Below are 12,719 nucleotides of genomic sequence, written 5' to 3'. Positions count from 1 at the left end.
GAATATTTTTTTACAAAAATAGATCTTTATTGACTTCATAAATTTAATAAAGTAAACTATTAATCATATAAAATGATTAACTTTGTTTTTTATGTGAGGAGGAATTATATATGGAAGCTGCGCTACAGTTTGATGAAAAACAACCGCAAAAAAAGAAACATCCTCCAGGTTTATACTTACTCTTTTTCACAGAAATGTGGGAACGATTTAGCTATTACGGATTACGAGGATTATTAACATTATATTTAACAACAGCCTTAATAAATGGTGGTCTTGGTTTTAGTAAAAGCTGGGCACTTACGATTTACGGCTTTTATACAGGCGCTTGTTATTTTACTCCATTAATTGGCGGATTTTTAACAGATCGCTTTCTTGGTAGACGATTAGCTATTACACTCGGTGGTATAATAATTGCATTTGGTAACCTTACGTTATTTGCGCTGCAAAGCCAATTTGGACTATACCTCGGATTAGCACTCATTATTATCGGGAACGGTTTCTTCAAACCAAATATTTCTACACTCGTCGGAGAATTATATACAGAAAACGACCTACGCCGTGATGGTGCCTTTACGATTTTTTATATGGGAATTAACGTCGGTTCATTCCTTGCTCCACTCGTTTGTGGATATTTATCAGAAGATTTGTTTAAAACAACAGTAGATGGCGTTATTCATTATGGTTTCCGTTATGGATTTTTAGCTGCGTCTATTGGGATGATTGTTGGACAAATTTTATTTACAACATTATCGGATCGTTTTCTTGGTGATATTGGTAAAAAACCGACAGCAACTTTACAAACAGGAACAGGCAACAAAACAGCTGGCAACACACCATTAACTAAAAAAGAAAAACAGCATACAGCTGTTATTATCATTTTAACGTGTTTTGTTGTTTTCTTTTGGGCTGGATTTGAACAAGCTGGTAGCTCTTTAACATTATATACAAATAGCTTTGTAGACCGCTCTATATTCGGCTGGGAAATTCCAACATCTTGGTTTCAATCTGTAAATCCACTATTCATTATTTTATTAGCACCCGTTGTTTCTACACTTTGGACAAAGCTTGCTTCTACAAAACGCGGTGATTTAAAAATCCCAACAAAAATGGGTCTCGGTATGATCTTACTTGGAATTGGTTATATGATTCTTGTTGTTGCTACCTTAAAAACAGGAAGTAATGAACAAGAAATTGCCGAAAAAGCAAACCTGCTCTTTATTGTCTTTACTTACCTATTCCATACATTAGGGGAATTATTCTTATCTCCAGTCGGACTATCAATGGTAAGCTCCCTTGCCCCTATCAAACTTGCATCTCTATTAATGGGCGTTTGGTTAGCAAGTACAGGTGTTGCTAATATTTTAGGTGGACAGTTAGCAAACTTTACAACTTCATTAGGTTACTCAGAAGTATTTGCTGTTATTGGAGCTGTCGCTATTTTCTTAGGATGTATCTTACTATTGCTTTCTAAAAAATTAGTAAAGTGGATGGACTAAAAAAGATGAGGGGTTACCCCTCATCTTTTTTCAGCATTTTCTCCTTTTTCTATCACTTACTTATATAACTCTTTATGCTCTTTGTAGTCACTTGATACAAAACATTTATAGAAGAATGAAATCCCACCTTCAACGAAAGTGGAATTTCTTTTTAACTATTTACCCCACTGATGGAAGTTTCACTTTATTTTTTTCACCTGCACCAAATTTCCAGATACTACATATCGCTTAGAATTATCAAGTACAGACGAACATGTAATCAAGGTTAGTTCATTCTTCCCGTGATCTTCAACAACTTCCCATTTATCCGGCGTGACTTTTGTTACTTGTTGTACCGCATACTCATATTCATTTTCACTATCATATAAATATACTTTATCATCCTTTTTTAATCCCGAAATATCACTAAATAACACACCTTTTTTCGACATGTTATGTCCTGCTAATGCATAATTCTCTTTTCCCATCTCTTGTTTTTCTTTTACTGTTGTTGCACCTGATAATAAATTTTTCTCTGTTGAACCATTTAAAATCGGTAGTTCTAATCCAATACTCGGAATAGACATACGCCCAATCACTTGTGTTTTATCTAATGAAGCATTTGCGACGTCTGCTAAATCCGGTTGTTTTATTTTAGAAGCATCAACAAATTTCGTTTCTTGTTTTTCATACTTCATTTTCTTAATAGCTTGTATGTTTTCTTCTTGCATCTTCCCAGCTTTGTAACCATCATAAAATGGTTTTGCAATTAAAACGCCACCTACAATAAATAAAAGAAGTGCCAATATACTATAAATCTTTTTCTTATTCATGCTTCAATTCCTTTCCTTCACAAAGTTCCTCTTATATAAAATGATAAAGTAAGAATGCTAGATATACAAGTGACATGTACAAGACAAAAGAAATGGCACTCCTTATTAGGAAGTGCCATGATTATCATTTTTGCAAACAATAAAAGCTCAATGTTCCATCTGCTTCATCTGCACTTACAAATATATTACGGTTGCTAATCTTATGAATCCCTTCTGGCGCTTTGCCTCCTGAAGGAACAAGACCAATATAAACAGGGAACATCGGGATCGTTATATCAAAAAAGAGTACTGCATTTGCTCTTTCAGCAGCAACAGCCATAATCGGACTTTCTTGTATGATTCCTGTTGCAACATTTTCCACTTCACTGCCTCGGCTATTACTGCGACTATCTAAATATAAACCTTTAGCTGCCACTTTTTCATCAATAAAATTCATACTATCATATACAAGCGAACCGTTTTGACTCCATACAGATATATTGCGTCCACCTGATTTCACACCATCTTTAAATTCATTTTTCCCTAGGTCTCCTTCATTAGCAGTAATTACAAAACGCCCTGATTGATCCCACGTTATACCATCTGGTTCTGGTCTTGCAATCAGTTCATCTTGAAAAGAAACAACACCATCATTTTGCAAATCTGCTTTATGCTTTGTTGTTCCAAGGCCAAATATCGTTTCAATGTTTTGTCCTTGCAAATTAACAATAGCAACTGCATTGTTTTCCTGTAATGTAACAGCAGCTTTTTCTCCATTTGGACTAATCGCCACATATTCTGGCTGCGGATCATGCTTGTACACTGTTCCATTTCCAATCTGACTTATATCAATTGATAGCTCATGGTGAATTCCTTTCAATACATCTCCATTAGGGAACGTGATGATAGAAATTGTACCCGGTCGCTTTGTTTTTTTCATATTGACTTCGTTTCCGTCATTTGGATCTCCTTCTTCATCCTCATTACAAACAACAAGCTTTGCCCCATCTTTTGATAAAGCAATAGAGTCCGGCCCTACACCCACCTCGTATATTTTCACAATATTTTTGGATGATAACTCTATAACTGCTATCTTTCCTCTATGCGCATTATACAAGTTATCCCCAGTGCGAAAAGCAACAAATGCATACTTACCATCTGGTGTAACTGTTGTACTCGTCACCTCTGCTTCGGAATGAATTCCTTTCAAACTCACTGTCCCTTTCAATTGAATGTCTTGTAAATTTTCAATTGAAAGGATGCTAATTTGTCCTAAGTCTGCTTCTGTTACAACTAACGTCTTACCATCTGGTGAAGATGCCGCGATTTCTGCTTTTTTGCTTGGCATTGGAAAAATAGCCGTTCTTTCTATTTTTGTATTCTTATGCTTATTACTAATAAATTTATTTACCATTTCCTCTATTTGCCCACGAAATGCTGGATTTGAAATACTCCCTTTTGGTAAACTTTCTATTTGATTGGCAAATTGTTTCGTTTCTTGATTGATTCTTTCTGCGTTTACATGATTACCTGTCCATAATACACTCGCTATAATTCCTCCACAGAGTAAAGCCTTCCTCATTCTCTAATCCCCCCAATTTCAATACTTCTTCTATTGTAAAAAGGATTTGTAAACTCTCCCTATAGCATTTCATTAAGCTTTTGTAAAAATGCGGAAGAAGCTGCCGAGTTTTAAATATACAAAAAAGATGTGCAATTTCGCACATCTTTTACACAACCTTGTTACGATATAAAGAAATATGAAATACCGTTATTTGGATTAGTAAAATGAAAAATAATACATATAGCGGATATTCTGGGATGTTTCGATTGAGCAGTGGATAAGCACCTAATGAGGCAGCTGCGAAAGGCATAATAAACCATAATGAAAGAAATGTAGTGCGACATGCTTTCGCAGTCAATACTTCTTCTCTCTCATCTTCACTTGGAAATAATAACGGAAATGTCCAAAATGATAACTTCTTATATTTCTTTTTTTGCACCTTGTAACCAGTGAATACCCCTGCCCCTACAATCAATAGCAATGTAATTGGCAGCATATTCATCGTAACAGTCCACGTTTGCTTTTCAGTACGGATGATGTTTGCAAGTTCCGTAATGACATGAAAATATTCACAAAATGCAAAACACGCTATCACAAGTATACCTATATTTATTACATAAGAAAGACCAATTCTATTCATTTTCTCCCTCCTCCTTTTGCAGTACAAATACATCTCCCATCTGCAAGCCAAATACATCACAAATCATAAGCGCTAATAATAATGATGGTACATAATCCCCCTTTTCAATAGCAGCGATCGTTTGTCTCGTTACCCCCACCTTTTCAGCCAATACACTTTGCGAAAAATGAAAGCGGGCTCGTAGTTCTTTTACTCGATTACAAATGGTCAATTTTACCACCTCTCACCATTATTGTATGATAAACTTTACAAAATGTGAAGTCAATTTAACATTTAATAATAAAAAAATCTACTTTGCTTTTGCAAAGTAGATTTTTACTTTAATCTAAAATGATAACACGAACTTGTCTTCTACCCCAAGAACTAGAAGCCCCTTTATCTGGTACGAAAACATCAATACGGTAGCCTTTGATAGCTCCACCAGTATCAGCAGCAATAGCTTCTCCATAGTTTTGAACCCATACGCGTGAGCCCAATGGAATAACCCTTGGATCAACGGCAATTAACTTCATATTTGGGTTTGCAGTTAAATCATAGTGCCCCCAAGCAGAATATACATGCTCACCTGGCTGTTTCCCATTTTCACTTGGATCATTTGTGTAAGCCGTAGCTTCTACAAAAATTTCACGACCGCCTTTAGTTGGTTTTTCTGGAGTTTTTCCCTCATCTTTTGGTGCTTGTGAAACCTGTGAAGCTTGTGGAGCTTGTGAGGCTTGTGAGTCTTTCAAAGCTTTTTCACGCTCTGCAGCTGCTTGTTGTTCACGAGCAATTGTATCTTGTACGCTCTTCATATCTGCTTCAATCTTTGCTTTTTCTTGCGCAGCAAGTGTCAGCTGACTAGCAATTTGATTATACTTTGCTTGTACAGATTGTAGATTATCTTGACGTTTCTTTAAGTTGTCTTGTAAATCAGCTTGTACTTTTGCTAATTTTTGTTTATCGCCTTCTAAAGATCTTTCTTTTTCATCAATTACCTTTTTATCGGCTTCAATTTGACGAAGATCTTGTTCTTGTAAACGAAGAATCTCTTTATCTGCATCCATAATTGTAGAAACTGCAGTCATACGTTGCAGAAGCTCTGCAATGTTTTTTGAATCTACAATTACTTCTACTACTAAATTTATATTTGAGTTATCTTGAACAGAGACCATACGTTTTTTCATAATATCTTTACGCATAAGTACTTTTTCTTCTAAACTAATAATCTCTTTCATCTTTTGCTCAATTTGTTTATGCGTTTCATCGATTTTACGCTGAATTGCATCTTGCTCTTCTTTATTTTTTGCAATTGTATTATTTAAGTCTGATAATTCCTTTTGAATGCCTTCAATGTCTTTCATTACAGCTTGCTTTTCTTTTTCTTTTTGCTGAATGTCATTATTATTATTTTGCAATTGCTGCTGCATGTTGTTTAATTTCTCGTCGTTTGACTCAGCTTTTACAGCAACTGTACTAGTGAAACAAATAAATCCAGCTAATACAAAACTACTGATACGCTTAAAATAGTTCATAATCCGACTCCCTTCTTCTACATTTATACATGATTTATTTTACAGTTTGTTTACAAACTCATTAAATACAGTTTATTTTTTATAACAAAATATAACGAATCATAGAAAAACTGTAATAAACTTATTTTAATATCTTTATTTTTCCATATATAAACATTTGAAAATAACGCTAATACCCAATATAAAGCAAAAGATTTCTCAATGAGAAGCTTCCTTATTCTTTATTGAACAAATCGGACTCTTCTGAGCAGATTTCTACTTATTCCCCCATTACTCACAAGTAACGAGATAAAATGAGATTTTAAAAATCTCACTACCTATTATGAAAAGAAACAGAAAATCATAGAAGCTTGGGGAGAAAACCATGTTTACAAATTACAAAATCAAATACAAGAATTAGAACATCAAAATGTGATTACTTCATTTTTTTGTAAGAAATTGTCGTCTCCTTTACGTTTACTCTAATTTTTCTGAATAGTATTATATTTTATATAAATACTTTTTGCTGAATCCATATGGAGCGGAGGAACCATTATTGTAAGCAGTAGCTTACTAGGGGTGAATCTTTTACAGTAGGGTACCCTTCAAGGTCCGAACCCGACAGCTAACTTCGTAAGCATAACTGGAGAGATTGCCTATGTTATGACTGAAGAAAATCAATGCTAATCTACTATAAAAAAAAGAGGGATTCATTATGTTCATTGTGACAAACACGCTTTATATAAAAATAGATTGCGAAAACGAAGTACTACAAGCATTAAAACAATATTACCCATCTCCTAATACGCTAGGTTTTATTAATATAGAAGTCTCCTATACAAAACGTGTTAGAGATACTACAGAATTCTTCATTCGCACATTATGGAAAACGCAAGAGGACTATCGAGAATGGCTAACTTATCAAAAGGAATCTACTACAATTACATGGCAGCAGCAAATTCAACCATATATTATTTCTTCCAAGTCTAACGCAGTTCAACTACATTAGAATTCTACTAAAAAAGAGTATGGAAGCAATATAGCTTCCATACTCTTCAAAATTAACACACTTTCTTTTCTTGACAGTATAAGTGAATAACATGTTCATTCTTCCGAAACACATCATGTGTTATATTTTACCGCCAGCTCCTCCCGACAACTATAGCTCTTGTGTAAGGAGCCATTCATCATAAAAAACATTCTCATTATACTTCCGCATAAAGGAAGTTTCACTTTATCCCGCATTAACGGGCAATAAGACCCCCACCTCAAGATTCAGAGAGAAGCAAAGAAGATAGGTGGGGGATAACTGCCCGTAAAAGCCCGATTGGTTCAACTAACCGTCAGCGGGGGATGAAGAACCCCCCCACTGACGGAAGTTTCACTTTATTCCATATTTAACGAAAATATTTTTGCTAAATATGGATTTAAAAACATTGCTGTTGGATCTACTGTTTGTCTCACCTCTAAAAAATGATGCAATTTTGGATATACTTGCTGCAACGAATTATATGTCATTGTATGCATTTTTCCCCAATGCGGACGTCCTTCATACTTTTGAAAAATACGTTCTACTGCTTGAAAATAAGGTGTGTACTGCATCCCTCTGTACATATGAACCGCAATATAAGCAGAATCTCTTCCATATGACGGACTAAGCCAAATATCATCTCCTTTTGCATAGCGACATTCAATAGGAAAATGTACTTGAAAATTTTTTTCGTAAATGAGATTATAAATTTCTTCTACTGCTTCTTTCATATATTCTGCTGGAATACTATATTCCATCTCATAAAAACGGACGTTGCGAGCAGTTGCAAACACCTTATAACTTGGACCTACAATTTTGGTATTTGGTACTCCCTTACCCGATAATTGACTCACACTTTTACTTATAGAAGGAAAAAGGCGACAACTCTCTGATAACAATGAAAAAGCCATATTTTCTATTAAAGCTGTTTTGAGTTTATGCCACTTTAGTTCTCCTCCTACTTCCTCCGTTACGTTTGTAATTTTTACTTGAACATCGTCAGAATATGGAAAGATAAAAAACTCAAAATGACGATTCTTCTTATATTCTTCCAATTTACTCATAACAGTAGCAAATGATTCTTTTTTACTTTCATAAGCAAGTGAATATGCTGGAATGACTTTTAGTTTGACTTTTACAATAATCCCTAGCATGCCAAGCGACAATTGAAACCCCTTCCAATATTGTGGATATTCTTTTTCAGAACACGTGATCACTTCTCCTGATGCAAGAACCGCCGTTACTTCCACAACTTGTGTTGCTAAATTTCCAAGTGAAATTCCTGTTCCATGTGTGCCTGTACTAATTGCCCCAGCAATAGACTGCGCATCAATATCCCCTAAATTCTCTTGTGCATATCCGTTCTCTTGCAATATTTCACCTAACTGATATAGCTTTGTACCTGCCCATACTTCTACGATTAATGTTTGTGAATCAATCCCGCTAATCCCTTGTAATTCATCCAAAGAAATTAAAATCTCTTCAGTTTGAACAAGTGGTGTAAAAGAATGCCCTGAACCAACCACACGAATACGCTTTCCAACTTCTTTTGCAAAATTTACAGCCTGGGCCACTTCTTGAATACTTTTCGGATACATCGTATACTGCGGCATTCCTTGCACATTCCCTGTCCAATTTCGCCACTTCTGGCCCCTTATAGAAAGCATTGCCCGTCCCCCCGATATGTTCGATATTCTCCTACTACTTCACCATCAGAAATACGATGTAAAGAAGAAAATCTTTCACATAACTCCCCTGCTTTACTATGCCGAAACACAATCCCCTCCCCAATTCTTAATTGTTCTGTGCCTTCATAGTAAACAGGTGTTTGCACTTCACCTGCTCCTTCTAACGGAAGTAACTTTGCATCGCTTGGCATATACGGCTGTGGTTGCTTCTCCTTTCCAGTCATTCCCGATGCAATATATCCTCCACCTAAACATGTATAAACACGAGGTTCTGGCTGGCGGACAATTGGTAATACAAATCCAACTGCTGGCTCAAATGCAATATCTTTGTAATAATCAAAAAGTAGCGGAGAATAAAAAGCAGACCCAACCGTAATTTCTGTAACAGACTCATCCTGAACGGTTGTCTTTATACTTCCTGTTCCTCCGCCATTTACAAAACGTAATGAAATTCCTTTTTGCCCTAATGCTTGTACAATTAACTCTCGTCTTTTTGCAACTTCTCTTACTGATCGTCTTTTTAAATAAGAAACTACTTTGTTGTGTAAGCTTTGTTTTGGTACATTATCTCCTACACCTGCTATCTGTGCTTCATAACCCATAACACCATCTATTTTGAAACAAGATGATTGTAAAACTCTATCAGCTACTTGTAATACTTGTTCTGCGGTACGCAAAGGAGACCGTTTTACTCCAAAATGAAAACCAAGAAAACGACTGCTCATATCAATATCAAAACAAATGCGAAACTTTCCTTCTACTTGCAATGCAATATGCTCCAAATACAGAATGTGCTCTTCGCAATCTACCATACAAGTAATCTTGTATCCTTGTTTTGTAAGTATACTTATTTTTTGCAGAGCCTCTTCATCCCATGCCGGATATCCAAGCAATAAATCATCAAATCCCTGTTCAATTAAAAACAGGACTTCCGCTGGTGAGTAGCACATAATTCCTTGAAAACAAGAATGTGATTGTAAAATTTTCTTCATCACTGAAACAGAGCGCAATGATTTGCTCGCAATCCGAACATGTTTTCCTTTATGAAGCTGAATAATAGATTGAATATTTCTCTCTAATGCATCTTCATTAAGAAAGGCACATGGCATTGAAAGTCCTTGAAACGTTCTACGATCCACATCTCTCCCTCCCCTTCTATATATTTCTTATATATATTGGAAGGAACATGAAATTTTCCTCTTCAAAAGAAAAAAAGTTCCTTCTCATCGAAGAAACTTTTTTTCTTATTTCATAGAAATTGTGGCTTGTACTGGATAATGATTGGGATACATATATGTTTTAAACAAAAATTCGTCATTAACGATTTACATACGTATCAAACCATAAGTGAATATAACCAGCTGTAACGCGCTGTGCTTCCGTTAAGCGTTTCCCTGTCATTGGTGTCACTTCTGCCCGCCATTTATTTGCATATTCTTGAGATGTAGCTGCTTTTACAAACCCACTTTTTGTTGAATCATTCACAATACCTGGATAATCTTGTTTAGCTGCTGCCGCCGCTCCGTGAATCCACTCTTCTGGGTTTGTTCCCTTCCAATTCCAATATCCGTTACCATCTGCAACTTTATAGTTATCTTTAATTGTATCAACAAAATTTTCATACTTGGAGTGGAAACCCATTGGATAAGAAAGATTCGTAAAGTTTGCTGCGTGCATTGGCTGATTTACATCTCCTAAATAATGAAGAGATAATCCTAAATAGAAGAATGCTTGTTTCATATCTTTGTTTTGGTACGCTTCACCAGCAAGTTTAAAATATTTCGATCCCGTTTCTTTTGCCTGTTTTGCAAGAGGGATATATGTTTTCTGTGTATCTGGATCATAAAAGTGAGAAGCAAATGTACTATTATCATAATAAGGATTCTCATAATCAGCTGAATAAATCCCGTTTTCTAAGTCTTCACGCCACTCATTTAATAAAGCAGTTTCATTTGGTTTTACAATTGTTGTATTACGAGACATAATATCAATTGCACGATTTACAATCCATAAATGAGAATTAACACCTTCTTTATGTCTATCCTCAGCAGACCATCTTAAAATTGGTGCCTGATGCCCACCACAATCATTTGTGTGTGCAAACGCTATACTTTGAACTGGAGCAGCCAAAGTAACCATAGCAGCTAATGCCAATACTTTCTTTTTCATAAAAAAACCTCCCATTTTATATGTAGTCCTAACATAAAATAAAATTCTCTAGTGATATTTGATTAACCTACGATAAGAATATCTTATTTTCCAATCACTTTCTATCATTAAAGTGAAATATGTAAATGTTCATACCCTATTTTTGGGATTCATATTATAGAGGGTGTTGCAAAAACCATAAATATTCAATCATACATGCATAAAGAAATCCGTCTTTTTGGAAAAATGATAGTAGGCTAAACTATCTCCAGAAAGCACGGATTTACTCGTACGATAACTACATTTGAAGAAACTCAATCCCTTTTACATATATTATTTGCTTACGTAGGCAATTTAAACCTCGCATGTGGCAGGAAAAGGACCTGACCGCTTCTATACACGGCCAGATGCTCTCGCCCTCCCCTAAAAAGAAAGGGGTTTTTATGTCGTTTTTTTAACTTGTATATATAGTTTTGTAACACCCTCATTCGTTTATTACTAACGTTATGAATAAATGATATAATCTATTTTTATCCCGCATTAACGGGCAGTAAGACCCCAACCTCAAGATTCAGAGAGAAGCAAAGAAGAATAGGTGGGGGATAACTGCCCGTTAATGCCTGATTGGTGAGAGCTTTCCGTCAGTGGGGGATGAAGAACCCCCCCCACTGACGGAAGTTTCACTTTATCTTATGTAATAAATTCATTGAAAAGGTGAGAAAGCATGGAGAAATGGTTTACACTTCGAGAAATTGCTCGAAATACATCTATACCTATTCAAACGGTAAAGCGCTATGTAGAGGATTATGAGTCATATTTAAATATGCGTAACGAAGAAGGAGTTTATATATTTCATGAAACATGTGTTTCTACACTACAAGAGGTTAGACAATGCTATAAAGAAGGAAAGAATAAAGAAGAAATTAAAGAGATTTTGAACAAAGTTTGTAACAATTCCACAGCAATGGTAGTCAAGGGGAATACATGTAATGAGGTCCCTCTATTATTAGAACTACATAAACATTTGGAAAAAGAAAATAATGTTCATCAAAATCTTATGAACATGGTTCAGGAGCAAAGTAAAGAGATAAGTAAGCTACATCAAAAATTAAATGAGCATTTAGAACAAAAAGAGCGTATCGCAATAGAAGAAAGAGATCGTACATTAACACAGTTACTTAGAGAGATGCAAAATGTAAAAAGAGAACTAGCAAAATCAAAAAAGAAACCTTGGTGGAAAGTTTTCTTTTTTGAAAAGAACTGAAATTACATTTATATACATGCTTATCTCGCTATTCACGGACAGTAAGACCTTCAGTGATTAAAGTTTCACTTTATTTTTAGTAGAATCATGTATGTTTCCTTTCTTTTTGAAAATGCTAGACTTTTTTTGACGATTTTATTAAGGTAAATATTGTGCACAAAAAGGAAAGCTCAAATTTGAGCGTTGGGAGTAGTTTATGACAGAAAATAAACAACAAAAACGCTTAATACTCTTGCTAACTGTTGTGCTGGTTGCAGTATTCCTATGCGTTAGTTGTCAAAGTAAGAAAACAAGTTTGAAAAAGTCTCATGATGATGTAGCGGATGTACATGAGGATAAAGATTCAGAAAAATCCAGTCAGAGCGATTCTTCTAAAGCAAATGTTAAAAATAATGTTTCTACCGAAGTACAGAAGGAAGCTACTTTCGTTAAGTTAGGACAAAACGACAACAATCAAACTTCAAACAGCATGAATAATTTAATACAACCAGTACAAGTTAGTGAGGCACAGGAAAAAGAAAGGCTAGAAGAAGCTAGAAAGCAAGCTGAAGCAGCTAAACAGCAGGCAGATGAAGCTAGACAGCAGGCAGAAGCAGCTAAACAGCAAG

Annotated in this window: 12 protein-coding genes and 1 riboswitch; of the genes, 4 read left to right on the top strand and 8 right to left on the bottom strand. The window is 35.3% G+C overall.

Annotated elements, in window-relative coordinates:
* The first annotated feature begins 110 nt into the window (after nt 1-110).
* Nucleotides 111-1,496, top strand: coding sequence for a peptide MFS transporter (locus BM350_RS18440; RefSeq protein WP_090918928.1), 1,386 nt, complete (start codon nt 111-113; stop codon nt 1,494-1,496).
* Between the two features lie 179 nt (nt 1,497-1,675).
* Here BM350_RS18440 and BM350_RS18435 read toward each other — a convergent pair whose 3' ends face one another.
* The 5 genes from BM350_RS18435 to BM350_RS18415 form a co-directional block, all read right to left on the bottom strand.
* Nucleotides 1,676-2,308: a class A sortase gene (locus BM350_RS18435; protein WP_090918926.1), complete on the bottom strand. Its 633-nt coding sequence runs from the start codon at nt 2,306-2,308 to the stop codon at nt 1,676-1,678.
* Nucleotides 2,309-2,432: 124 nt separating this feature from the next.
* Complete coding sequence (locus tag BM350_RS18430; protein WP_090918924.1) at nt 2,433-3,869, bottom strand: choice-of-anchor I domain-containing protein; 1,437 nt, start codon at nt 3,867-3,869, stop codon at nt 2,433-2,435.
* A 148-nt stretch (nt 3,870-4,017) separates the two neighbouring features.
* Nucleotides 4,018-4,491: a DUF2178 domain-containing protein gene (locus tag BM350_RS18425; RefSeq protein WP_090918922.1), complete on the bottom strand. Its 474-nt coding sequence runs from the start codon at nt 4,489-4,491 to the stop codon at nt 4,018-4,020.
* Nucleotides 4,484-4,702, bottom strand: coding sequence for a helix-turn-helix transcriptional regulator (locus tag BM350_RS18420; RefSeq protein WP_139207746.1), 219 nt, complete (start codon nt 4,700-4,702; stop codon nt 4,484-4,486). Before BM350_RS18420 ends, BM350_RS18425 begins: the two co-directional genes overlap by 8 nt.
* A gap of 109 nt (nt 4,703-4,811) precedes the next feature.
* Nucleotides 4,812-6,002: a 3D domain-containing protein gene (locus BM350_RS18415; RefSeq protein WP_090918918.1), complete on the bottom strand. Its 1,191-nt coding sequence runs from the start codon at nt 6,000-6,002 to the stop codon at nt 4,812-4,814.
* A gap of 493 nt (nt 6,003-6,495) precedes the next feature.
* Nucleotides 6,496-6,636: riboswitch (cyclic di-AMP (ydaO/yuaA leader) on the top strand.
* 60 nt (nt 6,637-6,696) lie between these two features.
* Between BM350_RS18415 and BM350_RS18410 the strand changes: the two genes are divergently transcribed.
* On the top strand, nt 6,697-6,990 hold the full coding sequence (locus tag BM350_RS18410) for an antibiotic biosynthesis monooxygenase family protein (protein WP_090918917.1): 294 nt from the start codon (nt 6,697-6,699) through the stop codon (nt 6,988-6,990).
* Between the two features lie 377 nt (nt 6,991-7,367).
* On the opposite strand, the gene BM350_RS18400 is transcribed toward BM350_RS18410, so the two are convergent.
* The 3 genes from BM350_RS18400 to BM350_RS18390 all read right to left on the bottom strand — a co-directional run bounded on the left by BM350_RS18400 (nt 7,368) and on the right by BM350_RS18390 (nt 10,868).
* Entirely contained in the window at nt 7,368-8,678 is a 1,311-nt protein-coding gene (locus BM350_RS18400; RefSeq protein ID WP_090918915.1) for a D-arabinono-1,4-lactone oxidase, read from the bottom strand.
* Nucleotides 8,666-9,838, bottom strand: coding sequence for an amino acid deaminase/aldolase (locus tag BM350_RS18395; RefSeq protein ID WP_090918913.1), 1,173 nt, complete (start codon nt 9,836-9,838; stop codon nt 8,666-8,668). Before BM350_RS18395 ends, BM350_RS18400 begins: the two co-directional genes overlap by 13 nt.
* 178 nt (nt 9,839-10,016) lie before the next feature.
* Nucleotides 10,017-10,868: a phospholipase C gene (locus BM350_RS18390; protein WP_090918911.1), complete on the bottom strand. Its 852-nt coding sequence runs from the start codon at nt 10,866-10,868 to the stop codon at nt 10,017-10,019.
* Between the two features lie 703 nt (nt 10,869-11,571).
* On the opposite strand from BM350_RS18390, the gene BM350_RS18385 reads away from it, so the two are divergent.
* Both BM350_RS18385 and BM350_RS27025 read left to right on the top strand, forming a co-directional pair.
* Nucleotides 11,572-12,111: a DUF3967 domain-containing protein gene (locus BM350_RS18385; protein ID WP_090918909.1), complete on the top strand. Its 540-nt coding sequence runs from the start codon at nt 11,572-11,574 to the stop codon at nt 12,109-12,111.
* A 196-nt stretch (nt 12,112-12,307) separates the two neighbouring features.
* Nucleotides 12,308-12,719: hypothetical protein (locus BM350_RS27025; RefSeq protein WP_211482632.1), on the top strand; the 412-nt coding region annotated here is incomplete at its 3' end.

It is taken from the genome of Bacillus sp. 103mf (genome assembly GCF_900116295.1).
Lineage (GTDB): Bacteria > Bacillota > Bacilli > Bacillales > Bacillaceae_G > Bacillus_A > Bacillus_A bruguierae.
Note: the sequence above shows the minus strand (reverse complement) of the source record. Positions and strands in the feature narration are given on the sequence as shown.